Genomic DNA, 23,284 nt, shown 5'->3' on the forward strand with positions numbered 1-23,284 from the left:
GCGCCTCACGCTACTCCCGCCCCGGACCGCGAGGGCCGGGGCGGGAGCGGTGATCTGCTGACGGCGTAACGCCGCTCGTGGCCGCGCCCGGCCTCACCAGGTCTCGAGCGTGTGCGCCATCTGCCAGAAGCGGATCTCGTGGCGGCAGCTCAGCTCGAAGGCGAGCTCCATGCGGCGCCGCTCCGACGCGCCGGCGTCCGCGGCCAGCGCGTCGAGCCGCGCACGCTGGTCCGTGAGGACGGTCCCCGTGGCCTCGTCGGCGTAGAACTCCCACCAGCCGGCCAACGGGTGCTCGGGCGCGATCGCGCCGTCCGTCGTGGCCCGCTCGCCGAGCCAGAACCGGCGCGCCGACCAGATGTACGTCCACGGGCACGGCAGCAGCGAGGCGAGCAGGACGCCGAGCGAGTCCCGACCCGCCGCGAGCATGTGGTCGACGTACGCCTGGGCGCTCGGCGCGAGCCGGTTCGTCTGGGCCTCGGCGTACGAGACGCCGAGGAAGTCGCACATCGCGTGGTGGGCGTGGGACTCGTCGTCGAGCAGGAAGGCCGCCTTGTCGTGGAACCACGCCGCCCACGTGCGGTCGGGGGCGAGCGTCATGCCCAGGCCGTAGCAGCGCAGGTACGCCGTGAGGTACTGGTGGTCCTGACCGACGTAGCGCCGCACCGCCGCGGGCGCGACGGAGCCGTCGCGCAGGCCCGCGAGGAACGGGTGGTCGTAGAACTCGTCGAACAGGTGCGCGTACCGGCGGCCCAGCTCGGCGCTGAAGCCGGTCTCGTCGTCCGCGACGAGGACCCTCGGGTCCTCGCCCGGCGCAGTGCCCGTCGATGTGCCCGTCGATGTGCCCGTCGGTGCAGGGTTCAGGGTGATGGCAGCAGGCGTCGTCATGCCCACGTTCCTCCGCTCGTGCTAGCGAGATCAGGTTCGACGGGTCCGGGCGGCCGTACCGCCCGTCTCAGTCCCTCGGCCCGGCGACGCAGGTCACCGGACGGGACACCCCGCGTGGTTCGTCCGCACCCTAGCAGGACGGCGCGCACGTCCGGCGCCGGGGGCGCACCATGGGACGGACGGCGCCGTCGGCACCGCCACGGACCTGCGAGGAGGCGCGATGTTCCGCAGCCTGTTCCCGATCATCACGGTGTCCGACGTCGAGCGGTCGCTCGGCTTCTACCGCGACCTGCTCCGCGGGACCGTCGAGTACGCGTTCCCCGACGACGGCCCGCCCGTGTACGTCAGCGTGCACGTGGGCACCTCGCCGCTCGGCATCGGGCTCGACGCCGGGGCGACCTTCGACGGCAGCACGACGCTGTGGGTCTACGTCGACGACTGCGACCGCGCCGTCGAGCACCTCGCGGCCGCCGGGGTGACCGTCGTCGAGCCCCCCACGGACCAGCCCTGGGGAGAGCGCGTCGCGCGGGTGCGCGACCCGGACGGCCATCTCGTGGTCCTCGGGCAGGAGGCCGCTCCGGACCCGGAGCCCGAGGGCCCGACGGGGCTGTCGTGAGCGGGCCGTCCACGCGCCCGGGAGGCGCGGCCACCGCGTCGCAGGGCCGGTCGTTGTTCGCCGAGCTCTCGGAGCCGTTCCTCGAACGTCCCGGCGTCACGGCCGGGACGATGTTCCACAGCCCGGGCCTGCGCACCGGCGGGAAGTTCTTCGCCTTCGTCGACACCGAGGACGGGCTGGTCGTCAAGGTGCCGCGGGACCGTGCGGTCGAGCTCGTGCGCGCCGGGACCGCGGACGTCGTCACGCTCGGCCGGCGGACGCTGCGCGAGTGGGTCACGCTCCCGTGCCCGGCCCCCGGGCCCGCGGACGCCTGGCGCGACGCCCTCGAGGAGGCGTACGACTACGTCGCCTCGCTCTGACAGGGAGAGCGTGCCCCCACCGGGACTCGAACCCGGAACACGCCGGGTTTAAGCCGGCTGCCTCTGCCAGTTGGGCCATGGGGGCCGCCACGACCTTATCGCCGCCGGCGCGCGGTCCCGCCCGGACGCACCCCGAGACGCACATGACGCGAGGGGCGAGCCGACCGGTCGGCTCGCCCCTCGTCGTCGGGCCGGGACGTGAGGTCCCGGAGCGGCTCAGGAGGCCTGGCTCGCCGGCGTCCGCTCGTCGCGTCCACGGTCGGCTCGCCGGACCCGGACTCGGCCGCGGCGGCCGATCCCTGCGCCGTCTGCTTCACCTGACCGTCCTTCTTCGGCGGCACCGACGCGGCGCGGAACTCGGCGCGCGGGTCGTGCAGCGAGCCGAGCGAGACGAGCTCGCGGCCCATGAGGAACTGGCCCATCCAGCCGACGAAGATGCGGATCTTGCGGTTGCCGGTCGGCATCGCCATGACGTGGTACCCGCGGTGCATGAGCCACGCGAGCGTGCCGCGCAGCTTGAACACGCCGAAGAGCTCCGCCACGCCCTTGTAGAGGCCGAGGGACGCGACCGTGCCGACGTTCTTGTGGCGGTACTCGACGGGCGGCTCGCCGTGGAGCTCGAGCGCGAGGTTGTCGGCCAAGCGGGTGGCTTCGCGGATCGCGTGCTGGGCGTTCGGCGGGCAGAACTTGCCGGGGTTGAGGACGTCGGGCACGGCGGCGCAGTCGCCCGCGGCCCACGCGTTCGGCACGAGGTTGCCGTCGGCGTCCTCGACCTGGAGCGTCGGGCGCACGGTGACGCGGCCCATCTTGTCGACGGGCAGGTCGGAGTCCTCCTTGAGGACCGGGTTCGCCTTGACGCCCGCGGTCCACACGATCGTCTCGGAGTCGAACTCCACGCCGGTCGACGTGACGACGTGCCCGCCCTCGCACGAGGACAGGAACGTGTTGAGGTGGAACTCGATGCCGCGCTTCTTCAGCTCCTCGAGGGCCCACGCGGCCATCGGCTCGCTGAGCTCGGGCAGGATCCGGCCCGCGCCCTCGATCATCACGAAGCGCAGGTCCGTCTCCTCGATCGTCGCGTAGTTGCGCGTCGCGTGGCGGGCCATGTCCTCGATCTCGGCGAGCGCCTCGACGCCGGCGAAGCCGCCGCCGACGAACGTGAAGGTCAGCATGCGCCGGCGCAGGTCCGCGTCCCACGTGGAGGACGCGACGTCCATGCGGTTGATGACGTGGTTGCGGACCGCGATGGCCTCCTCCACGTTCTTGAAGCCGATGGCGTTCTCCGCCAGTCCGGGGATCGGCAGCGTCCGCGACACGGAGCCCAGGCCGACGATGAGGTGGTCGTACGTGACCGAGTAGTCGTCGCCCTCCTCCGGGTGGATCGTCACGGTGCGGTCGCCGTGGTCGATGCCGACGACCTTGCCCTGGAGCACGTCGATGCCCTTGAGCGCACGGCGGTGGGGCGCGACGACGTCGCGCGCGTCGATCGAGCCCGCCGCGGCCTCGGGGAGGAACGGCGCGTACGTCATGTACGGGCGCGGGTCGACCACGACGATGGCGGCCTCGCGGCGGCCGAGCTTCTTGCGCAGGCGGCGCGCGGCGTACAGGCCGACGGAACCACCGCCCAGCACGACGACGCGCGGCACCTTGCGCGGCCGCGGCGAGGCGGCCTGCGGGGCCACCGCGGTCGCCGTGGTGGGCGACGAGGCCACCTGCGTCGCGGCAGACGTCACCTCCGGCGCGTCCTGGGCACGGTCGACCGAGGTCAGGTCATTCTGAGGCATGGTCCCAGAGTATTACTGCTGAGGACCCCGGCACGTCGAGGAGGTCCGTCCTGCGGGCGTGACGCGCAGCACGGCCGGTCCCGGCCCGGTCACCGCACGTCCCGCACGGCGCGCGACTCCACCTCGTCGAGCACCGCGTCCGCGGCCTCGGCGCTGACGTCGCCGCGCGACCTCGCCTCGATCACGTGCTCGCGCTCCGCCTCGCTCGCGCGACGCAGCAGCTCCGTCACCTCGCGCCCCGGCTCGTCCTCGGGCCGTGCCGTCCCGTCCCGCGCCGCCGCGAGGGCCTCCTGCGCGCGCAGGCGCCCCTCGTACTGCAGCTCGACGGCGCGGCGCACGTCGTCCGGGTAGGGCCGCCCCCGCTCGTCCTCGGTCGCGGCCCGCACCGCGTCCAGCCCCGCACCGGCGGCGTCCCGGCGCAGCACCGACGTCTCGGCCGAGAGATCCCCCTCCTCCCCCACGCGCAGCGCCCGCACGAGCGGGGCGAGCGTCAGCCCCTGGGCGACGAGGGTCACGAGCACGCACACGAGCGCCGTGAACACGATGCCGCTGCGGTGCGGGAACGCCTCACCGCCGTCGATCGCCAGCGGCAGCGCGAGGGCGCTCGCGACCGTGACGACGCCGCGCATGCCGGCCCACGCCATGACGGTCGCCTCGCGCGGGGTGGCCGGCTCCGCGCTCCCGCGGCCCGCACGCCGCAGGCGGTGCCGCACCCACGTGACGGGGAAGATCCAGGCGAAGCGCACCGCCACGAGCACCCCTGCGACGACGAGCGCGGTCGCGAGGGTCGCGACGCGGTCGTCGCTGCCGTCGCGCAGCACCGCCGTCAGCTCGAAGCCGATGAACACGAAGACCAGGCTCGTGACGAGGTAGTCGGCGAAGTCCCACACGGAGCGGCCGAGCAGCCACCCGGCCGACGTCAGCGCGTCGTGGCCGGTGGTGCGCAGGTACAGGCCGAGCGCGAGGACGGCCAGCACGCCGGACCCGTTCAGCTCCTCCGCGCCGAGGTAGACGGCGAACGGGACGGCCAGGGTCACCGTGGTCTCGGGCGCGGCGTGGTGGAGGTGGCGCAGGGCGAGCCGCGTGAGCCACCCCGCGGCGAGACCGAGCCCGGTCCCGACGACGACGGCCTCGACGAGCTCGAGCCCGATCTGCCCGGCGCTCACCGTGCCCGCGACCACGGCCGCGACCGAGACGTTGTACAGGACCAGCGCGGTGGCGTCGTTGAACATGCCCTCGCCCTCGAGCACCGCCACCATCCGTCCCGGCAGGCGCAGCGTCGCGCGACCGCGGTCGCGGCCACCGGGTCCGGCGGCGCGACGACGGCCCCGAGGACGACGGCGGCTCCCCAGCCGAGGCCCAGCGCGTGCGCGACCACGGCCACGACCCCGGCGGTCACCACGGTGAGCCCCACGGCCAGGAGCAGGATCGGGCTCGCGTTGCGGCGCACGTCGTGCACCGACGCGCGCTGGGTCGCCGCGAAGAGGAGGGGCGGGAGCACCGCGGGCAGGATGTACTCGGGCTCGACCCGCAGCTCGGGCACGCCGGGCACGAGCGGGACCGCGAGACCGAGGACGGTGAGGAGCACCGGGGCCGGCACGCGCAGGCGGTCGGCCGCCGGCGTGAGCACGACGACGCCGGCGAGCAGCACGGCCACGAGCAGCGCGGTGGGCACGGGGGCGCCTCCTGGGTCCGGGGTCACGGCGAGGTCGGCGGGCGCACGCTCGCACCCGCCGGCGCGGTCAGGCGATCGACCAGGCGATCCCGTCGAGGATGTCGTGCTCGCTGGTGACGACCTCGGTGAGCGACCCGCCGGCGGCCGCGACGTCGTCGCGCACGCGCCGGACGACCTCCGACCACACGAGCGCGCCCGCACCGATGACGTCGACCCGTCCCGGGTGCATGAACCCGAGCGCGGCGCGGTCGGCGCGTGTGCGGTGGAGCAGGTCGTCGCACGCGGCGAGCACGTCCTCGACGGGCAGGACGGCGCCGTCGATGCGGTCCCGGTCGTACGCGGCGAGAGCGAGGGCGTGCGCCGTGACGGTGGTGACCGAGCCCGCGAGCCCGACCAGCGTCGCCGCCCGGCCCAGCGGGACGACGCCCGCCGCCTCGTCCAGCGCCGCGCGCACGTCGGCGCGCGCCGCGGCCTCCTCGTCCGCGGTCGGCGGGTCGCTGCGCAGGTGCCGCTCGGTCATGCGCACGCAGCCGACGTCCATCGAGAACGCGGCGTCCGGCGTCGCCGTACCGTGCACGAGCTCGGTCGACCCGCCGCCGAGGTCCACGACGACGTACGGCCCGGGCCGCACCTGCGCCACGGTCGACGTCGCGCCGCGGAACGACAGCTCGGCCTCCTCCTGACCCGAGACGACCTCCGGCTCGACCCCGAGCGCGTCGAGCACGCCGCGCACGAAGTCGTCACGGTTCTGCGCGTCGCGCGTCGCCGACGTCGCGACGAAGCGGGTGCGGGTCGCGCCGAGGTCGGTGATCACCTGCGCGTAGCGGCGCGCCGCGTCGAGCGTCCGCTCGAGCGCCTCGGGCGCGAGGCGGCCCGTGCGGTCCACGCCCTGGCCGAGGCGCACGACCTCCATGCGACGGTCCAGCTCGACGAGCGTCCCCGTGGCCGGGTCGACGTCCGCGACCAGCAGGCGGATCGAGTTCGTGCCGCAGTCGACGGCCGCGACGCGCGCGGGTGTGCTGCCGGTGGGGCGGTCGGTCTCGGGCACGGTGGTCTGCGCGGCGGTCGGCGAGGTGGAGCCAGGTGTCATGCGACCAGGGTGCCACCCCCGCCGCGCCCCGCGCGGCGCGCCGACACGGCCCGGGCGCGCCCGTGTGCACGCGCACGGCTCGCGACAGGGGATGATGTCCCGCGGAAGGATCGAACGCTCGGCGGAGGGGACACGCACATGCAGCACCCGGCGGGCAGCGGCGGGGAGCCGGCGCCCGACGCCGCCGGCCGGACGCGCCACGCGGTGGCGACCCGGGACGGGGACCTCGCGCCCGACGTCGAGGCGACGCGCGCCCAGCGTCTGGAGCTGCTCGACGCCGCCGCCCAGGCGGCAGGGCTGGGCACGTTCCAGTGGGACCTGTCGTCCGGCGCGCTGCACTGGGACGCGGCGCTCCTCGAGGTCTTCGGTTACGACGAGACGTCCTTCGGCGGCACGATCGACGCGTTCAACGCACGCCTGCACCCCGACGACCTCGGCCCGGTCACGGCGGCGCTCGACGAGGCGATCGCGGCGTGCGGTGTCTACGAGGCGGAGTTCCGCGTGCTGCGGCCGGACGGCTCGACGCGCTGGCTGACCGCACGAGGGCGGGCGCTGGGGGGCCTTCGGGCGTCGCCGAGCAGCTGATCGGCGTCACGACCGACACGACGGTGCTGCGCGCGGGCGAGGAGCGCGTCCGGCAGATCCTCGACGACATGACGGTCGGCTACTTCTGGCTCGACCCCGAGTGGCGCTTCGGGTACGTCAACCCGGAGGCGGAGCGCATCCTCCAGAGCACGCGCGAGCGCCTCGTCGGCGGGGTGATCTGGGACCTGTTCCCGGCGGCCGTCGAGTCGGTCTTCGAGGACAGCTACCGTGGGGTCGCGCGGACCGGCGAGCCCGTCGTCTTCGACGCCTACTACCCGGCCCCGCTCGACGCCTGGTACGAGGTGCGTGCCGTGCCCGAGCGCGGTGGGGTCGCCGCCTACTTCACGGACGTGACCGAGCGGCGCCGCGCGCTCGAGCTCGCGCAGCAGGCCCAGGAACGCTCGCAGCTCCTCGCGGCCGTCGCGGCCGAGCTCGCCGAGACGCTCGACCCGGTCCGGGCGCTCGAGGCCGTCCTCCCCCACCTCGTGCCCGCGGTCGCCGACTTCGCGATCGCGAGCGTCCTCGAGGAGGGGGCCGGCGGGTGGCAGCAGCGCCTGCGCGACGTCGCCTCGCTGCACGCCGACCCGGCGATGCAGCCGGTCCTCGACGCGTACGCGCAGGTGCGCGTGCCCGCCCTCGTCCCCACCTCGCTCGTCGCCCAGACGGTGGCCGGTGCGCCGCACGCGCTGCGCACCGGGACGCCCCGCCCGGGCGACCTCGTGGAGGAGGGGCCCGCGCACGACCTGCTGACGCGCCTGGAGCCCTACGCCATGGCCGTCCTCCCGCTGCGCGGGCGCGGCCACACCCGCGGTCTGGTCACGCTCGCGCGGCGGGCCGAGCGAGGCCGCTTCACCAAGGCCGACGTGGCCGCCCTGCGCGACGTCATGGCGCAGATCGGGCTCGCGCTGGACAACGCGCACCTGCACGCCGCCCAGCGCACCCTGGCCGAGGAGCTCCAGCGCAGCCTCCTCACCGCGCTCCCCGAGCCCGACCACCTGCACCTCGTCGCACGCTACGTCCCCGCGGCGACGGGCACCCAGATCGGCGGCGACTGGTACGACGCCTTCCTCGTGCGCGACGGCAGCACGTGCCTCGTCATCGGGGACGTCACGGGCCACGACCTGCGGGCCGCCGTCTCGATGGCCCAGGTGCGCAACGTCCTGCGGGGCGGCGCGCACGCCGTCGTCCGCTCCCCCGCCGCGATCTTCGAGTCGCTCGACTGGGCGATGCACGACCTCGGCGTCGGCGCGATCAGCACGGGCGTCCTGGCGAAGCTCGAGCAGCCGGAGGAGCTCGCCGAGCAGGGCCTGCGCCTGCTGCGCTGGTCGAGCGCCGGCCACCTCCCGCCGCTCCTCCTGCACCCGGACGGCCGGGCGGAGCTCCTGCACCGCTCGACGAACCTGCCGCTCGGCCTGCGCGTGCACGAGGAGCGCCACGACCACACCGAGATCGTCCCGCCCGGCTCGACCGTCCTGCTCTACACCGACGGGCTCGTCGAACGTCGGGGCGAGTCGCTGCACGTCGGCCTCGAGCGGCTGCGCACGACGGCCCAGGAGCTCGCGGAACTCCCCCTCGAGGAGCTGTGCGACCGCCTCATCGCGGACCTCGCGACGGACGGCGAGGACGACGTCGCGCTCCTCGCCGCACGCGCGTACCCCCAGGACCGCCCGCGTCCCGCGGAGGCCGGGCCCGAGGTCCTCCCGGGCGACCTCGACGAGGCGGCGCACCGCGACAACCTCTGACGCCCGGCGTCCGCGCCCGCCGCACGGACGGGTGCGACAGGGTCAGCAGGAGCAGCGGTCGGGGCGCCAGACGTCGCGGACGCGCTCGAGCGCCTCGTCGCCGAGCGGGTTGACACCCGCCCCGGCGGCGAGCGCGTGGCCCACCAGCACGTGCAGGCACTTGACGCGCGTGGGCATCCCGCCCGCCGAGATCCCCTCGATCTCCTCGACGTGGCCGAGCTCCTCGCGCTGCGCGAGGTAGTGCTCGTGCGCCGCCCGGTAGGCCTGCGCGAGGGCGGTGTCCTCCGCCAGGCGCTCCGTCATCTCCTTCATCACGCCGTTCGCCTCGAGGGTCGAGGCGGCCGCGACCGCGCCCGGGTGGGTGAGGTAGAACGTCGTCGGGAAGGGCGTGCCGTCGTCCAGCCGCGGCGCGGTGCGCACCACGAGCGGGCGCCCGCAGGCGCAGCGGGCCGCGATGCCCACGACGCCGCGCGGCGTCCGGCCGAGCTGCTCGGCGAGCACCTCGCGGTCGTGCGCGGACACCTCCGCGGCGGGGTCGTCGGCGGGGATGGCCAGGCGGGCGTCGGTCACAAGGAGTCCTCGGGGTGGCTCGGGCACGGGTCGGGCACGCGGCGCACGGGCCGCGTCATCCATTCTCCCCGGTCCCGGAGCCCTCCGTGCCCGTCCCCGCGGGCTGGCGCCCGGCGACCTGGACCGACTCCCACATCGCCTGGTACCACGGCGTGCCGTCCGCGTAGCCCTGGACCGGCCCGTCCGAGATGGGCCGTCCCGTCTGCGGGTCGACGTCGTCGACCACCGTCTCCGGGTCGAGCACGCGCCACGGGCGCTCGCCCGGCATGACGAAGTTGAGCCGGTCGCGGGCCTGCCGCTCGACGTACGCGCGGTCGTCCCAGCGCTCCAGCTCGGCCTCGAGACCGTCCCGCTCGGCCTGCGCGTCGGCGAGCTCGGTGCGCAGGGCGCGCAGCTCGTCCGTCTGGTTCACGTACGCGCGGACGGTGGGCAGCACGAGCACGACGGCGAGCAGCACGACGACGGACAGCACGAGCGTGCGGACCGTCACCACCTCGGGAAGGAGGAAGCCGTAGCGGCTGCGGCGCCGGTCCTCGGGGCCCGGGCCCGCCGGGCGGCGCGTCTCGGGCCGGCGCGCCGGGCGCGTGGACGACGAGCCCGACGACGCGGAGGACGCCCCCGTCGACGACCGCTGCCCGCCGCCCGACGGCGAGCCCGACGACGTGCGGGTCCCGCGGCCCGCACGGGGCGCGCGACGTGCCCGGGCTCGGGGGGCGACGGGAGGACGGCATGCCCCGATTGTGCCGCCCCGCCGCCACCCCGCGGGGCAGCACGCGCGGGTGCCGGGCGCCCGACCGTCGATCGACACGATCTCTTCACCACCGCCCGCCGTCCGGCGACGTGCCCGGCTCCCCACCGGGGACCGTTCAGGGACGTGCCCGGCTCGCCGCCGCGTCGCAGCGCCGTCCGCCCCGGACGCCGGAGGCCCGGCGGACCGTGACGGTCCGCCGGGCCTCGGCGTGCGGGCGAGGAGCCCGCGGGGGTCGAGCCGGAGCTCGTCAGGCCGACCAGCGCGGGAACGCACCGCGGCCGGCGTAGCGCGCGGCGTCGTCCAGCGCCTCCTCGATGCGCAGGAGCTGGTTGTACTTGTTGATGCGCTCGCCGCGGGCGGGTGCACCGGTCTTGATCTGGCCGGCGTTCGTCGCGACGGCCAGGTCGGCGATCGTCGTGTCCTCGGTCTCGCCGGAGCGGTGCGACACCATCGCGGTGAAGCCGTTGCGCTGCGCGAGCTCGACGGCGTCGAGCGTCTCCGTGAGCGAGCCGATCTGGTTGAGCTTGACGAGCAGCGAGTTCGCCGCCTTGAGCTCGATGCCCTTGGCGAGACGCTCCGGGTTGGTGACGAACAGGTCTCGCCGACGATCTGGACCTTGTCGCCGACCTCGGCGACGAGCTGCGACCACGAGTCCCACTCGTCCTCGGACAGCGGGTCCTCGATGGACACGAGCGGGTAGTCGCGCACGAGCTGCGCGTAGTACTCGATCATCTCGGCCGGCGACTTCGCGCCGCCCTCGAACTGGTAGGCGCCGTCGGAGAAGAACTCGGTCGAGGCGACGTCGAGCGCGAGCGTCACGTCGGTGCCGGGCGTGAAGCCGGCCTTCTCGATCGCGACGAGGATGAGGTCGAGCGCCTCGCGGTTGCTCGACAGGTTCGGCGCGAAGCCGCCCTCGTCGCCCAGACCCGTCGCGAGGCCCTTCTCCTTGAGCACGGACTTCAGGGAGTGGTAGACCTCGGCGCCGGTGCGCAGCGCCTCGCGGAACGAGGACGCGCCGACCGGCGCGACCATGAACTCCTGGATGTCGACGTTCGAGTCGCGTGCGACCCGCCGTTGAGGATGTTCATCATCGGCACGGGCAGGACGTGCGCGTTGGGACCGCCGACGTAGCGGTACAGGTCGAGGCCCGCCGACTTCGCGGCGGCCTTCGCCACGGCGAGCGACACGCCGAGGATCGCGTTCGCGCCGAGCTTGCCCTTGTTCGGGGTGCCGTCGAGGTCGATGAGCGCGGCGTCGATGAGGCGCTGGTCCTCGGCCTCGAACCCGATGAGCTCCGGGGCGATGTCGTCGATGACGGCGTTGACCGCACCCTCGACGCCCTTGCCCAGGTAGCGGGACTTGTCGCCGTCACGACGCTCGACGGCCTCGAACGCACCCGTCGACGCGCCCGACGGCACGGCGGCGCGGGCGAACGTCCCGTCGTCCAGGACGACCTCGACCTCCACGGTCGGGTTTCCACGGGAGTCGAGGATCTCGCGCGCTCCAACGGCTTCGATGCTGGCCACAGGTGCTCCTTCAGGCAGGGCTCGCAGGCGCTGCGTCGTCGGCCGTCCCGGGCACGGGAACCCGGGCGGCGCGTGCGCGCCCGCGACGGTGGTGGGGTTTACGGCCCCAGCCTAGTGCCCGGACGTGGCCCGCGCCGCTGCGTCCGCTCCGCGGGCGCGCTCCGCCGCCTCGATCCCGGCCTCGACGCGGCGCAGCTCGGCGCGCAGGGCCGCCTCGGCGTCGACGCCCTCCGCCTGGGCGCGCACGACCAGCGCGTACAGCTCGCGGCCGAGCGCGTCGGGGGTCGTGTCCGGGGTACCGCCCGACGGCGCGGGCGCAGCGCCCCGTGCGACGTCGCCGAGGCCCCCGCGCCCGGCGCGCGAGAGCACCTTCTGCGCCCGCGCGAGCGCGCCCTGCGTGTGCGAGATGCCCTCGAGCACGGACGACCGCTGCTTCTCCGCCTTCTTGATCGCGTCCCACCGGGCGTGCAGGTCGGCCGGGGCGCCGTCGAGGTGCCGGTGGCTTGGTCGCCGAACACGTGGGGGTGGCGCCGGACCAGCTTGGCGACGAGGTCGGCCGCGACGTCGTCGACGGTGAAGGGGTCGGGCTCCTCGCTCGCGATGCGCGCGTGGAACAGCACCTGCAGGAGCAGGTCGCCGAGCTCCTCGCGCATGCCGGCCCGGTCGTCGGTCTCGATCGCCTCGGCGAGCTCGTGCGCCTCCTCGAGCAGGTAGTGCACGAGCGAGGCGTGCGTCTGCTCGCGGTCCCACGGGCACCCGCCGGGCGAGTACAGGCGGTCCATGACCTCCACCGCGTCGCGCAGCGGGTCGGCCGTCGGCGGTGCGGTGGGCTGGGGTGCGCTCATCGCCCCATCGTAGGGACGCCGGGCGCGCGCCGGCGTGCACAGCGGGCGCACAGCGCCGTGCTGCGCCGGGCCCAGGAGCCGTTCCTACGGTCCCGGACGACACACGTCCGTCGTCCCGTGAAGGGTCTCCCATGTTCCTCACCTACCTCCGCCGCGAGCTCGGCAACCGGCGCAAGCAGACGGTGGTCGTCGCCGTCGGGCTCGCGCTCGCCGTCGCGCTCGTCGTCGTCGTCAGCTCCGTGTCCGCGGGCGTGCAGGCCGCCCAGACCACCGTCCTCGCGTCGGTCTACGGGGTCGGCACCGACATCACGGTGACACAGCCCGGGGAGCGCGGCGCGGGCGGCCCGGGCCGCTTCGACGTCGGCGCCGAGGACGGCGCCACCGACGAGGACGGCTCGCGCACCTTCTCCCAGGACCGCCTCGCCGTCTCGCCGCGCCGGCACCTTCGACGTCTCGGCGCTCGACGCCGTCGCCGGGCTCGACCACGTCACCGCCGTCGCCGCGACGCTGGAGCTGAGCAACACCTCGTTCGACGGCGAGATGCCCGACCTGTCGCAGACGGGTCAGGACGGCCTCCCCGGACAGGGCGGGCAGCCACCGGCGGGCGGGGCGGACGGGGCGGGAGGCAGCGCCTTCGAGGTCGACTCGTTCAGCGTGACGGGCGTCGACCCGACGGCCGGCGCGGTCGGCCCGCTCACCACCGTCGAGCTGGCCGACGGTCGCACGCTCGACGCGGACGACGCGGCGCGGAGGTCGCCGTCGCTGACGCGACGTATGCGCAGACGAACGAGCTCGCCGTGGGCGACACCGTGAGCGTCGGCGGGACCGACGTGGAGATCGTGGGCACCGTGACGTCGACGACCGGCGACGGCGTCGCCACCGCGAGCGACGTCTACGTGCCGCTCGCGCTCGCGCAGTCCCTCGCCGACCTCGACGGGCAGGTCAGCGACCTGTACGTCCAGGCGGACTCCGCGTCCGAGATCGACGCCGTCGCGGACGCGATCACGGACGCGCTGCCCGACGCGACCGTCTCCACCCAGTCCGACCTCGCGTCGTCGGTGACGGGGTCCCTGTCCACGGCGTCGAGCCTCGTCTCGAGCTCGGGACGTGGCTGTCCGCCGTGGTGCTGACCGCCGCGTTCGGCCTCGCGATCCTCTTCACCGTCTCGGGCGTCAACCGCCGCACGCGCGAGCTCGGCACCCTCAAGGCCATCGGCTGGCCGCGCGGCCGTGTCGTCGGTCAGGTCGCCGGCGAGTCGGTGGTGCAGGGCCTGATCGGCGGCGTGCTCGGGGTCCTGCTCGGCGTGGTCGCGGTCGTCGTGGTCAACCTCTCCGGCATCACCCTCTCCGGTGCGTCCGGCGGCTTCTCGTTCGGCGGGCCCGGCGGAGGCCCGGGAGGCGGCGCCGGCACGGCCGGGCAGACGGCGGGGCGGACGGCCGGACAGGGCGGCGGGCCGTTCGGCGACGGCGGCGACCCGTTCTCCCGGGCCGCGAGCGCCGTCGACGTGGTGCTCTCCGCGCCCGTGCTGCCGCTCGTCGTCGTCGCGGCCGTGGGACTGGCCGTCCTCGGCGGGCTGCTCGCGGGTGTCGTGGGCGGCGCCCGGGCGGCGCACCTGCGGCCCGCCGAGGCGCTGCGCTCCGTCGCCTGAGCACCCCACCCGAGACCTCGCCCCGACCGGGGCCCTCCCGAGAGGCACTGCCATGTACGAGATCAGCGGACTGACCAGGACGTACACCCAGGGCAAGCGCACGGTGCACGCGCTGCGCGACGTCGACCTGCACATCGACGACGGCGAGCTCGTCGCCGTCCAGGGACCCACCGGCGGCGGCAAGTCGACGCTGCTGCAGATGCTCGGCGGGCTCGACCGCCCCACGTCGGGACGGATCGCGCTCGACGGGACCGACCTCGCGACGACGGGCGACGCCGCGCTCACCGCGGTGCGGGCCCGCACCGTCGGTTTCGTGTTCCAGGGGTTCAACCTCGTCCCGACGCTCACGGCGCAGGAGAACGTCGAGACGGCGCTCGTGCCCCTGAAGGTCCCGGCCGCGCAGCGGAGCACGCGCGCGACGGAGGCGCTCGTCGCCGTGGGGCTGGGCGAGCGGGCCGGGCACCTCCCCGCCGAGCTCTCCGGCGGTCAGCAGCAGCGCGTCGCGATCGCCCGCGCGCTCGTCAAGGAGCCGCGGGTCCTGCTCGCGGACGAGCCGACGGGCAACCTCGACGAGGCGACACGCGACGAGATCGTCGACCTGCTCGAGGGCCTGTGGAAGGAGCAGGGCCTCACCGTCGTCATGGTCACGCACGACTCGGTCGTGGCGAAGCGTGCGCAACGGCGCCTGCGGATCGCGGACGGCCGGGTGACGGACCTGGGGCGCTGACCCGACGTCGGCGGGTGGGCGCCGCGCGGCGGCCCGTCCCGCGCGCCTCGCGCGCGCCGGACGTAGTCTCGTGCGCATCGCGGCCGTCCGGGCCGCGCAGCGGCAGGAGGGGACGACCATGGGTACGCACCGACGCTGGAAGGACCTCAGCCGCGGCCAGCAGGTGGCCGTCGGCGTCGTGGGGGCCGTGCAGGTCTCGTTGACGGCGGCCGCCTACCGCGACCTCCTGCGCCGACCGGACGACAAGGTCAACGGGACCAAGCTGGCGTGGGGCATCGCGCTCCTCGTGAACTGGGTCGGCCCCATCGCGTACTTCCTGGACGGCCGCAAGGACTGACCCCACGGCCGCGGCGGCGGGGCCGGCCCGAGGCCGGCCCCGCCGCCGCGGTCCTGCTGCCCGTCAGGCGAGCGGCGTCGCGTCCCGCCGGCCGATGTGGTCCGGCCGCGGCGCGGGGGCCGCGAACGGGTCGGTGAGCGCGTTCTCGACGCTGTTGAACACCAGGAAGATGTTCGAGCGCGGGAACGGGGTGATGTTGCTGCCCGAGCCGTGCATGATGTTGCAGTCGAACCACAGGGCCGACCCGGCGTCGCCGGTGAACTGGTCGATCCCGTAGCGGTGGGCCATCTCGGTGATGGCGTCCTCGGACGGCACGCCGATGCGCTGCTCCTTCAGCGAGGCCTCGTGGTAGTTCTCCGGCGTCTCGCGACGCACGGCACGAAGGTGCGGTGCGACCCCGGCATCACCATGAGGCCGCCGTTGTAGGGGTAGTTCGGCGTCAGCGCGATCGAGCAGCTCACGGCGCGCGGCGCCGGCATGCCGTCCTCCGCGTGCCACGTCTCGAAGTCGGAGTGCCAGTAGAACCCCGTGCCCTTGTAGCCCGGCATGTAGTTCACGCGCGCTGGTGCAGGTAGACGTCCGAGCCCAGGAGCTGGCGCGCCCGGCCGAGCACCCGCGGGTCCCGGCTCAGCGCGTCGATGGCGGAGCTGAGCTCCGTCACGTCGAACACGGAGCGCACCTCGCCCGACGCTTCTCCGTGATGACCCGCACGTCGCCGCGCAGGTCGGGGTCGGACGCGAGCCGGTCGAGCTCGGCCGTGTACGCGGTGACCTCGTCGGGCGTGATGAAGTCCTCGAGGATCGTGAACCCGCGCTCCGCGTGGGCCTCGAGGGCGGCGGCGTCGAACGGCCCGTCGTCGGGCCCTCCCCACACCGTCGGGTGCTCGCGGGGGATCATGGCACCCGGCGTCGTGAGCCTCGTCGGATAGTCGTCCGTCGTCGTCTGGATGGTCGCGGTCATGTCGCTTCCCGTCTCCCGGGGGATCCCGGGGTCGTGGTCGTGTCACTCTCGCCGCCGGTTCCCTCCGCCGCAGGCAGGAGGGTCCGGCACACCCAGCATGGCTACGCGAGCCCGCGTGACCCTGTCAAACAGGCCGGGACCACCGGTCAGCGCGCCGCGGCCGTCCCCACGGTCGCGGCGGCCGACACCTCGCCGAGGATCACGGCGTCGATCAGCTCTCGCGCCCAGTCGAGCACCTCGGAGCCGCGCAGCGGACGGCCGCCGATGCGCGCGGTCGTCGGGAACGGCACGAGGACCGCGCGGATCGCCGGCTTGAGCAGCGTGCCCGGGTAGAGCCGCTTGAGCCGCAGCTGCGCCGACTCGGGCAGGTCCACCGGGGCAAACCGCACGAACTTGCCCTGCGCGGTGACGTCCGTGAGGCCTGCGCGGCGCGCGTGGTTGCGGAAGTCGGCGACGTCGAACAGCGCGGACGCGACGTCCGGCAGCGCGCCGTAGCGGTCGACGAGCTCGGCCCGGATCTCCACCAGCGCGGGTGCGTCGGCCGCCGCCGCGATCTTCCGGTACGCCTCGAGGCGCAGCCGCTCGGTCGCGATGTAGCTCTCGGGCAGGTGGGCGTCCACGGGCAGCTCGATGGAGACCTCCGGCTGCTCCTCGGGCCCGTCGCCGCGGAAGTTCGCGACGGCCTCCCCGACCATGCGCACGTACAGGTCGAACCCGACGCCCGCGATGTGCCCGGACTGCTCGCCGCCGAGGAGGTTGCCCGCACCGCGGATCTCGAGGTCCTTCATCGCGACCTGCATCCCCGCCCCGAGGTCGGTGTGGGCCGCGATCGTCGCGAGGCGGTCGTGCGCCGTCTCCGTGAGCGGGCGCTCCGGCGGGTAGAGGAAGTACGCGTACGCGCGCTCGCGCCCGCGGCCCACGCGGCCGCGCAGCTGGTGCAGCTGGGACAGGCCGAGCATGTCGGCGCGTTCGAGGATCAGCGTGTTCGCGTTCGAGATGTCGAGGCCGGTCTCGATGATCGTCGTGCAGACGAGGACGTCGAGCTCCTTCTCCCAGACGCCCGGATGACCTGGTCGAGCTGGTGCTCGTTCATCTTGCCGTGCGCGACGCCCACCCGGGCCTCCGGCACCAGCTCCCGCAGGCGCGACGCCGTGCGCTCGATCGTCTCGACCTTGTTGTGCACGTAGAAGACCTGACCCTCGCGCAGCAGCTCGCGGCGGACCGCGGCCGCGATCTGCTTCTCCTCGTAGGCGCCCACGTAGGTCAGCACGGGGTGCCGCTCCTCCGGCGGCGTCGCGAGCGTCGACATCTCGCGGATGCCCGTGACCGCCATCTCGAGCGTGCGCGGGATCGGCGTCGCGGACATGGCGAGCACGTCGACGTTGGTGCGCAGCTGCTTGAGCGTCTCCTTGTGCTCGACGCCGAAGCGCTGCTCCTCGTCGATGATCACGAGGCCGAGGTCCTTGAAGCGCACCTCGCCCGTGATGAGCCGGTGGGTGCCGATGACGATGTCGACCGCACCCGTGCGCAGTCCCTCGACCACCTCCTGCGACTCCTTGGGGGTCTGGAAGCGCGAGAGCGCCTTCACGGTCACGGGGAAGCCCGCGTAGCGCTCGGAGAACGTCTCGAGGTGCTGCTGGCCGAGCAGCGTCGTCGGGACGAGCACGGCCACCTGCTTGCCGTCCTGGACCGCCTTGAAGGCGGCCCGGATCGCGATCTCCGTCTTGCCGTAGCCGACGTCGCCGCACACGAGCCGGTCCATGGGGACCGTCTTCTCCATGTCGGCCTTGACCTCGTCGATCGTCGCGAGCTGGTCGGGCGTCTCGACGTACGCGAACGCGTCCTCGAGCTCGCGCTGCCACGGCGTGTCCGGGCCGAACGCGTGCCCCTGCGTCGCCATGCGCGCCGAGTAGAGGCGGATGAGCTCGCCCGCGATCTCGCGCACGTGCTTGCGGGCGCGCGACTTGGTCTTCGCCCAGTCGGCGCCGCCCATCTTGTTGAGGCTCGGGGACTCGCCGCCCGTGTACTTCGTCACCTGGTCGAGCTGGTCCATGGGGACGAACAGCCGGTCCCCCGGCTGCCCCCGCTTGGACGACGCGTACTCGATGACGAGGTACTCGCGCGTCGCCGCGTTGCCCCCCGTGCCGAGCGTGCGCTGCACGAGCTCGACGAACCGGCCGACGCCGTGCTGCTCGTGGACGACGAAGTCCCCGGCCTTGAGCTGCAACGGGTCGACGACGTTGCGCCGCCGCGACGGCATCCGGCGCATGTCGCGCGTGCTCGTCCCCGCCCGGCCCGTGAGGTCGGCCTCGGAGAACACGGCGAGCCGCAGCTCGGGCGCGACGAACCCCTTGCCGACCATCGCCGGCGTGACGAGGACGATGCCGCCCTCGGGCTCGTCGTCGAGCCGGGGCACCAGGCGCGCCGGGGTGTCGGCCGCACCGAGCTGCTCGACCATGCGCTTGGCCGGGCCGTGGCCCTCCGTGGTGAGCACGAGCCGCCAGCCGGCGTGCTGCAGGCCCCGCACGTCGTCGAGCGCGCGCGAGACGTCCCCGCGGTAGGACTCCACGTCGCGCGCGCCGATCGTGAAGGTGGGCACGCCGGACGCGCTCTCCTGCGCGTCGGCGGGCGCGTCGTCGAGCTCCGGGTTGTCGAGCGCGAACGAGGACAGCGTCCACCAGCCCAGACCGCGCCGCTGGGCGACCGCGCGCACCTCGGCGAACGTCGCGAACGACGCCGCCGACAGGTCGATCGGCGCCGCTCCCCCGGCCACCGCGCCGGTCCACGCGCCGCGAGGAACTCCTCCGTGGTCGCGACGAGGTCGTGCGCGCGGCGGCGCACGCGCTCGGCGTCGTCGAGGACGAGGAGCGCGTCGTCGGGCACGAGCTCGAGGACGGGCACCATGCGGTCCACGAGGACGGGAGCCAGGGACTCCATGCCCTCGACCGCGACCCCCGCGGCGAGCTTGTCGAGCATCTCCGCGGCTCCGGGCAGGCTCTCGACGAGCGCGGCGGCGCGCTCGCGCACCGCCGCGGTGAGGAGGATCTCGCGGCACGGCGGCGCCCACAGCCCGTGCTCGGCGATCTCGAGGCTGCGCTGGTCCGCGACGGCGAACCAGCGCACCTCGGAGACCTCGTCGCCCCAGAACTCCACGCGCAGCGGGTGGTCCTCGGTGGGCGGGAAGACGTCGAGGATGCCGCCGCGCACGGCGAACTCGCCGCGCCGCTCGACCATGTCGACGCGCGTGTACGCGGCGTTCGTCAGCCGCTCGGCGACGTCCGTGAGGTCGGCCGTCTCGCCGTGGTGGAGCTCGACCGGCACGAGCTCGCCCAGGCCGTCGACGACCGGCTGGAGCAGCGCCCGGACCGGCATGACGAGCACGCGGACGGGACCGGACGGGCCGATCTCCGGGTCCGGGTGCGCGAGACGGCGCAGGACGGCGATGCGCCGCGCGACCGTGTCCGCACGAGGGCTCAGGCGCTCGTGCGGCAGCGTCTCCCAGCTCGGGAGCACGGCCACGAGGTCGGCCAGCTCGTCGGGCAGGTAGGCGCGCACGCTCGCGGCGAGCTCGTCGGCGTCGCGACCGGTCGCCGTGACCACGACGAGCGGCCGCGACCCGGTCGCGGCACGTGAGATCACCGCGTCCGCGTCGGGGCCCGCCGGCGCGGCCGTGGTGTCCTCGGCCACCGGCCCCGTCGCCCGGCGCCCGCCATCGCGGCGAGGAGCGGCGGGCGGACCCCGGCGGGCCCGACGACGTCCGCCTCGCCGCGGGCGCGCACGTGCTCGACGACGGCGGCCGCGGCCGGGTCCGCGAGCAGCGCGGGCAGGATGCCGGTGAGGTTCATGGGACGCGGGGACCTTCCAGAGGCGGGCGCGGCGCGGTGACGCGGCGCGGGGCGACGGGCGTCGGGGCAGCACCGACGGCCGGACCGAGAGGCCCGGAGGGGCCGACGGGTCCGGGACGGTCGCGCTCGACGACGCCCACCAGCGTACGCCCGGGCACGGACACCGGCCGGTTTCACCCGCTCCGGCCGTGCGCACCCTGGTGACAGCGCACCCCGGTCTCACCCATGCTCGGACCGTGCCCACGACCTCGCGGTGGCGCGCCGCGGCCGGAGCGCGCCGGCTGCCCGCGCACGCCGTCCTGCTCGGCGCGATCGTCGTCGCCTTCGTCGCGCTCTGGGCCGCCTCCCACCTCACGGCCTCCGGCCAGGCGGCCGACGCCGGGGCGTTCCGCACGTTCGCGCCGTGGCACGACCTCGCGGTGGGCCCCGCGGGGACGCTGCGCCGCGGGCTGCCGGTCGCCTGCACCGCCGCCGTCGTGGTCCTCGGTGTCGTCGCCCTCGTGCGGCGCACGTGGCGCGACCTCGCGGCCGCGGTGCTCGTCGCGGGCGGGACCGTCGGCGTCGCGCTCGGGCTGCGCGAGCTGCTCGTGCGGCCGGACCTCGGCGGGTTCGGCTACGCCCACCAGACGTTCCCGAGCGGGCACGTGGCCGTCGTCGGCGGCCTGTGCGTCGCCGCCTGGCTGCTGTGGCCGTGGCCCGCGTCGCGGGCGGTCGCGGGCTGCGCGGGCCTGGCCCTCACGGCCGTCGCCGCGCTCGCGTCCGTCGTCACCTACGCGCACCGGCCGAGCGACGTCGTCGGGTCCCTCCTCGTCGCCGCCGCGGCGGCCGTCACGGTGTCCTGGGCGCTCGGCGTGCCGGCCGGCGCCCGCCCTCAGAGCGCCGCGTAGAGCTCCTCGTAGCGGTCGACGACCCGTTCCCACGTGAAGTCCTCGACCCGTCGCCGCCCCGCGGCGCCGATCCGGTCGGCACGCTCCCGGTCGTCGAGCAGCCCGAGCACCGCGCCCGCGAGCGCCGGGGTGTCCTGGGGGTCGACGAGCACGCCGTCGACCCCGTCCGTGACGATCTCGGGCGGTCCGCCGCGCACCGTCGCGACCACGGGACGGCCCGACCGCCAGCCCTCGAGCACGACGAGCGGCGCGGCGTCGGCCCGGCTCGGGACGACCACCACGTCCGCCGCCGCCATGCGGGCCGCCACCTCGGCCGGCTCGAGGCGGCCCGGCAGCTCGACGCGGTCCTCGAGACCCTGCGCCGCCACCCGGCGCCGCAGCGACGCCGCCTCGCCCCCGTCCCCGACGACGACGAGCCGGGCGCGGTCGCGCAGCGCCGAGGTCGCGAACGCGTCGACGAGCAGGTCGAACCCCTTGACGTGCTCGATCCGTCCCACCGCGAGCACGACGGGGTCGCTCTCGACGGAGTCGCCGACGGAACCGCTGTCGGGGTCGCCGTCGGGATGCCGACCGGGCTGCCCGTCGAGCTCCACGCCGTTGGGCACGACGACGGCGTGCTCGGCCCCGAAGCGGACGAGGTCGTCCGTGACGACGCGCGAGCACCCCGTGACGGCCGCGGCGACCTGCACCGAGCGCCGCAGCGCGGTGCCGAGGACGCGCGAGTGCTCGAAGACGTCGAAGTCGTCGGCGAAGGTCTCGCCGTGCGAGCTGACGACGAGCGGCGTCCGGGTGAGCGTGCGCAGCGCGAGCGCGTAGGCGCCGTTCGGGCCGAAGCACTGGACGTGCAGCACGTCGGGCCGGAACGCGGCCTGCGCGCGCCCCCACGCCAGCGCCGCGCCGGGCGCGGCGAGGCCGAACCGCGCGACGTCGCCCGGCCGGCTCGACGGCTGCGGGCACGGGAGGTACCGCACGGGGACGCCGTCGACGCGCCGGGTGCCGAGCCGCTCCCCGCGGTCGACGGTCCACACCTCGACCGCCCGGCCGCGTGCCGCCAGGACGCGCGCGACGTGCCGCACGTGCGACTCCACGCCGCCCGTGTACGGGTGGTACGAGCTGGCGACGAGCGCCACGCGTCGCACGGTCATGCGCCTCACCTGCTCCTGGTCGAGCCCTGCGGTCGTGCCTGTGCCTGCCGACGGCCGGGTGCGTCGCGCCCGATGATCACCCGCCCCGGGCCGACGTCGCCGGCGGGCCCGCCGCTAGAGTGGGCGCCACTCTACCGACCGGCCCCGCGGGCCGGTGCCGCCCGTCCCGAGGGGGTCCCGACCCGATGCCGCAGCTCGTCGTCGCGACCGTCGCGGTCGAGGTCCCCATGGCGCCCAGGTGTACCAGGAGGAGGTCGCGGCACGCGCCGCCGGCGCGCTCGCCGCCACCGGCGGCGCCACCACGGACGGCTCGGCGGGCGCGACGGACCGCTGGTCGGTCGACCGCGCGGTCGTGCGCTCGCTGCGCTCGCCGCTGCCGGGGACGCACCGCCTCCCGCTCGGCCGGCTGTCGGCCGCGGGCCCCGCCGTCCGCCGAGCCACGGGCCGGGCCGTGTACCCGCGCGGCGCCGTGGTGCACCGCGTGGGCCTCGACCTCCCGCCGCACCCGACGCGCGACGTCGTGGCCGTGCAGGACGTCGTGTCGTGGCGCTACGCCGACGAGTCCGCGCCCGTGCGCGCCGCCGCGGAGGAGGTCCGCCGCGCCGCGGCCGTGGTGTGCGTCTCGGAGTTCAGCGCCGACGAGGCGGCGGAGGTCCTCGGGCTCACCGAGCGCCCCGTCGTGGCGTACAACGGCGTCGACCCGGTCTACCACGACGCGCAGCCCCTGGACCGCGAGCGCCTCGCCGCGCTCGGCGTGACGGGCCCCTACGTGCTGCACGCGGGCGGGGCGTCGCGGCGCAAGAACCTCGACGAGCTCGCCGTCGCGTGGCGTGCGGTGCGGTCCGCGCGCCCGGACCTCACGCTTGTCATGAGCGGCCCGGAGCACCCGCGCCGCACGGACCTGTTCGCCGGCCTGGAGGGCACGCGCCTCGTCGGCCGCCTGCCGGCCGAGCTCATGCCCGGCCTGGTGGCCGGTGCCGCGGCGGTGGTGGTCCCGTCCCGCTACGAGGGCTTCGGCCTGCCCGCGCTGGAGGCGATGGCCGCGGGCGTGCCGGTCGTGGCCGCGCGGACGAGCTCGCTGCCGGAGGTCGTGGGCGACGGCGGGGTGCTCGTCGAGCCCGACGGCGCGAGCATCGCCGAGGGCCTGCTGTGGGCGACGGGCGACGACGGGGAGGTCGCGACGCTCGTCGCGCGCGGCCGGGCCCGGGCGGCGACGTTCACCTGGGAGCGCAGCGCCGCGGTGCACGCCGAGGTGTGGCGTGCCGTCGCCGCGCGCGGCTGAGCCGCGGACCGCCCGCGGGCGCACC

General features: G+C 75.3%; 22 protein-coding genes, 1 tRNA gene, 2 pseudogenes and 1 riboswitch. Of the genes and pseudogenes, 10 read left to right on the top strand and 15 right to left on the bottom strand.

The annotated features are described in order from the left end of the window. Window positions 1-93 precede the first annotated feature (93 nt). A complete protein-coding gene (locus BJF88_RS00785) occupies window positions 94-885 on the bottom strand; it encodes a TenA family protein (protein ID WP_083648747.1) in 792 nt (263 codons plus the stop codon). Next, window positions 876-1,008: riboswitch (TPP riboswitch) on the bottom strand. Its footprint overlaps the gene before it by 10 nt. A gap of 82 nt (window positions 1,009-1,090) precedes the next feature. Between BJF88_RS00785 and BJF88_RS00790 the strand changes: the two genes are divergently transcribed. Both BJF88_RS00790 and BJF88_RS00795 read left to right on the top strand, forming a co-directional pair. Beyond that, a complete protein-coding gene (locus BJF88_RS00790) occupies window positions 1,091-1,501 on the top strand; it encodes a VOC family protein (protein ID WP_369824431.1) in 411 nt (136 codons plus the stop codon). Then, window positions 1,498-1,860, top strand: a complete 363-nt coding sequence (locus BJF88_RS00795) for an MmcQ/YjbR family DNA-binding protein (protein ID WP_075827386.1) — start codon at window positions 1,498-1,500, stop codon at window positions 1,858-1,860. Before BJF88_RS00790 ends, BJF88_RS00795 begins: the two co-directional genes overlap by 4 nt. Before the next feature lie 11 nt (window positions 1,861-1,871). Here BJF88_RS00795 and BJF88_RS00800 read toward each other — a convergent pair. From BJF88_RS00800 to BJF88_RS00815, 5 genes are all read right to left on the bottom strand, one after another. Next, window positions 1,872-1,945, bottom strand: a tRNA-Leu gene (locus BJF88_RS00800). 10 nt (window positions 1,946-1,955) lie between these two features. Next, a complete protein-coding gene (locus tag BJF88_RS00805; RefSeq protein WP_083648748.1) occupies window positions 1,956-3,644 on the bottom strand; it encodes an NAD(P)/FAD-dependent oxidoreductase in 1,689 nt (562 codons plus the stop codon). Window positions 3,645-3,733: 89 nt separating this feature from the next. After that, the gene (locus BJF88_RS00810; RefSeq protein ID WP_158068852.1) at window positions 3,734-4,894 is read right to left on the bottom strand and encodes a sodium:proton antiporter; all 1,161 of its coding nucleotides are present in this window, start codon (window positions 4,892-4,894) and stop codon (window positions 3,734-3,736) included. Continuing rightward, a complete protein-coding gene (locus BJF88_RS17900; protein ID WP_158068853.1) occupies window positions 4,807-5,319 on the bottom strand; it encodes a cation:proton antiporter in 513 nt (170 codons plus the stop codon). The genes BJF88_RS00810 and BJF88_RS17900 overlap by 88 nt, the downstream gene beginning before the upstream one ends. Before the next feature lie 67 nt (window positions 5,320-5,386). Next, window positions 5,387-6,409 carry a Ppx/GppA phosphatase family protein gene (locus BJF88_RS00815; RefSeq protein ID WP_083648751.1) on the bottom strand — a complete coding sequence of 341 codons (1,023 nt, stop codon included), beginning with the start codon at window positions 6,407-6,409 and terminating at the stop codon, window positions 5,387-5,389. 138 nt (window positions 6,410-6,547) lie between these two features. Here BJF88_RS00815 and BJF88_RS00820 point away from each other — a divergent pair, with 138 nt between their 5' ends. Both BJF88_RS00820 and BJF88_RS00825 read left to right on the top strand, forming a co-directional pair. Continuing rightward, entirely contained in the window at window positions 6,548-6,994 is a 447-nt protein-coding gene (locus BJF88_RS00820) for a PAS domain-containing protein (protein ID WP_075827387.1), read from the top strand. Window positions 6,995-7,017: 23 nt separating this feature from the next. Beyond that, entirely contained in the window at window positions 7,018-8,736 is a 1,719-nt protein-coding gene (locus BJF88_RS00825) for a SpoIIE family protein phosphatase (protein WP_075827388.1), read from the top strand. A gap of 42 nt (window positions 8,737-8,778) precedes the next feature. On the opposite strand, the gene BJF88_RS00830 is transcribed toward BJF88_RS00825, so the two are convergent. The 4 genes and pseudogenes from BJF88_RS00830 to BJF88_RS00845 all read right to left on the bottom strand — a co-directional run bounded on the left by BJF88_RS00830 (window position 8,779) and on the right by BJF88_RS00845 (window position 12,428). Continuing rightward, window positions 8,779-9,306, bottom strand: a complete 528-nt coding sequence (locus tag BJF88_RS00830; RefSeq protein WP_075827389.1) for a DUF501 domain-containing protein — start codon at window positions 9,304-9,306, stop codon at window positions 8,779-8,781. A gap of 55 nt (window positions 9,307-9,361) precedes the next feature. Then, window positions 9,362-10,423: a septum formation initiator family protein gene (locus tag BJF88_RS20725; protein WP_255371614.1), complete on the bottom strand. Its 1,062-nt coding sequence runs from the start codon at window positions 10,421-10,423 to the stop codon at window positions 9,362-9,364. Then, window positions 10,305-11,583: pseudogene (gene eno / locus BJF88_RS00840) on the bottom strand (phosphopyruvate hydratase). The gene BJF88_RS20725 and the pseudogene eno overlap by 119 nt, the downstream one beginning before the upstream one ends. A 98-nt stretch (window positions 11,584-11,681) precedes the next feature. Continuing rightward, complete coding sequence (locus BJF88_RS00845; protein ID WP_255371615.1) at window positions 11,682-12,428, bottom strand: MazG nucleotide pyrophosphohydrolase domain-containing protein; 747 nt, start codon at window positions 12,426-12,428, stop codon at window positions 11,682-11,684. A 131-nt stretch (window positions 12,429-12,559) separates the two neighbouring features. Here BJF88_RS00845 and BJF88_RS00850 point away from each other — a divergent pair, with 131 nt between their 5' ends. The 4 genes from BJF88_RS00850 (at window position 12,560) to BJF88_RS00860 (ending at window position 15,140) form a co-directional block, all read left to right on the top strand. Next, window positions 12,560-13,558, top strand: coding sequence for an ABC transporter permease (locus BJF88_RS00850; RefSeq protein ID WP_255371616.1), 999 nt, complete (start codon window positions 12,560-12,562; stop codon window positions 13,556-13,558). Further along, window positions 13,549-14,076, top strand: coding sequence for an FtsX-like permease family protein (locus BJF88_RS20730; protein ID WP_255371617.1), 528 nt, complete (start codon window positions 13,549-13,551; stop codon window positions 14,074-14,076). The genes BJF88_RS00850 and BJF88_RS20730 overlap by 10 nt, the downstream gene beginning before the upstream one ends. Window positions 14,077-14,128: 52 nt before the next feature. Further along, complete coding sequence (locus BJF88_RS00855; RefSeq protein ID WP_075827391.1) at window positions 14,129-14,803, top strand: ABC transporter ATP-binding protein; 675 nt, start codon at window positions 14,129-14,131, stop codon at window positions 14,801-14,803. Between the two features lie 118 nt (window positions 14,804-14,921). Beyond that, window positions 14,922-15,140, top strand: coding sequence for a PLD nuclease N-terminal domain-containing protein (locus tag BJF88_RS00860; protein ID WP_075827416.1), 219 nt, complete (start codon window positions 14,922-14,924; stop codon window positions 15,138-15,140). Between the two features lie 63 nt (window positions 15,141-15,203). Here the strand turns inward: BJF88_RS00860 and BJF88_RS20735 are convergent, their stop codons facing one another. The 4 genes and pseudogenes from BJF88_RS20735 to mfd all read right to left on the bottom strand — a co-directional run bounded on the left by BJF88_RS20735 (window position 15,204) and on the right by mfd (window position 19,945). Continuing rightward, window positions 15,204-15,515, bottom strand: coding sequence for a phytanoyl-CoA dioxygenase family protein (locus tag BJF88_RS20735; RefSeq protein ID WP_255371618.1), 312 nt, complete (start codon window positions 15,513-15,515; stop codon window positions 15,204-15,206). Beyond that, the gene (locus BJF88_RS20740) at window positions 15,473-15,688 is read right to left on the bottom strand and encodes a phytanoyl-CoA dioxygenase family protein (protein ID WP_255371624.1); all 216 of its coding nucleotides are present in this window, start codon (window positions 15,686-15,688) and stop codon (window positions 15,473-15,475) included. The genes BJF88_RS20735 and BJF88_RS20740 overlap by 43 nt, the downstream gene beginning before the upstream one ends. Window positions 15,689-15,797: 109 nt before the next feature. Then, window positions 15,798-16,100: a hypothetical protein gene (locus tag BJF88_RS20745; RefSeq protein WP_255371619.1), complete on the bottom strand. Its 303-nt coding sequence runs from the start codon at window positions 16,098-16,100 to the stop codon at window positions 15,798-15,800. A 146-nt stretch (window positions 16,101-16,246) separates the two neighbouring features. Continuing rightward, window positions 16,247-19,945, bottom strand: a pseudogene (mfd, locus tag BJF88_RS00870) (transcription-repair coupling factor). Between the two features lie 236 nt (window positions 19,946-20,181). Between mfd and BJF88_RS00875 the strand changes: the two are divergent. Beyond that, on the top strand, window positions 20,182-20,832 hold the full coding sequence (locus BJF88_RS00875) for a phosphatase PAP2 family protein (protein ID WP_075827392.1): 651 nt from the start codon (window positions 20,182-20,184) through the stop codon (window positions 20,830-20,832). On the opposite strand, the gene BJF88_RS00880 is transcribed toward BJF88_RS00875, so the two are convergent. Next, a complete protein-coding gene (locus BJF88_RS00880; protein ID WP_075827393.1) occupies window positions 20,817-21,977 on the bottom strand; it encodes a glycosyltransferase family 4 protein in 1,161 nt (386 codons plus the stop codon). The genes BJF88_RS00875 and BJF88_RS00880 overlap by 16 nt on opposite strands. Window positions 21,978-22,215: 238 nt before the next feature. Between BJF88_RS00880 and BJF88_RS00885 the strand changes: the two genes are divergently transcribed. Beyond that, a complete protein-coding gene (locus BJF88_RS00885; RefSeq protein ID WP_255371620.1) occupies window positions 22,216-23,259 on the top strand; it encodes a glycosyltransferase family 1 protein in 1,044 nt (347 codons plus the stop codon). Window positions 23,260-23,284: the final 25 nt, after the last annotated feature.

The sequence above is a fragment of the Cellulosimicrobium sp. CUA-896 genome (genome assembly GCF_001942335.1).
In the GTDB taxonomy this organism is placed as follows: Bacteria; Actinomycetota; Actinomycetes; order Actinomycetales; family Cellulomonadaceae; genus Cellulosimicrobium.

What these genes read in the sequence shown, in the direction of transcription:
- BJF88_RS00855 (WP_075827391.1), top strand. Translation starts at nt 14,129, where the DNA reads ATGTACGAGATCAGCGGACTGACCAGGACGTACACCCAGGGCAAGCGC.
- BJF88_RS00805 (WP_083648748.1), bottom strand. Translation starts at nt 3,644, where the DNA reads ATGCCTCAGAATGACCTGACCTCGGTCGACCGTGCCCAGGACGCGCCG.
- BJF88_RS00815 (WP_083648751.1), bottom strand. Translation starts at nt 6,409, where the DNA reads ATGACACCTGGCTCCACCTCGCCGACCGCCGCGCAGACCACCGTGCCC.
- BJF88_RS00785 (WP_083648747.1), bottom strand. Translation starts at nt 885, where the DNA reads ATGACGACGCCTGCTGCCATCACCCTGAACCCTGCACCGACGGGCACA.
- BJF88_RS00850 (WP_255371616.1), top strand. Translation starts at nt 12,560, where the DNA reads ATGTTCCTCACCTACCTCCGCCGCGAGCTCGGCAACCGGCGCAAGCAG.
- BJF88_RS20740 (WP_255371624.1), bottom strand. Translation starts at nt 15,688, where the DNA reads ATGCCGGGCTACAAGGGCACGGGGTTCTACTGGCACTCCGACTTCGAG.
- BJF88_RS00845 (WP_255371615.1), bottom strand. Translation starts at nt 12,428, where the DNA reads ATGAGCGCACCCCAGCCCACCGCACCGCCGACGGCCGACCCGCTGCGC.
- BJF88_RS00820 (WP_075827387.1), top strand. Translation starts at nt 6,548, where the DNA reads ATGCAGCACCCGGCGGGCAGCGGCGGGGAGCCGGCGCCCGACGCCGCC.
- BJF88_RS00880 (WP_075827393.1), bottom strand. Translation starts at nt 21,977, where the DNA reads ATGACCGTGCGACGCGTGGCGCTCGTCGCCAGCTCGTACCACCCGTAC.
- BJF88_RS20745 (WP_255371619.1), bottom strand. Translation starts at nt 16,100, where the DNA reads ATGACCGCGACCATCCAGACGACGACGGACGACTATCCGACGAGGCTC.
- BJF88_RS00860 (WP_075827416.1), top strand. Translation starts at nt 14,922, where the DNA reads ATGGGTACGCACCGACGCTGGAAGGACCTCAGCCGCGGCCAGCAGGTG.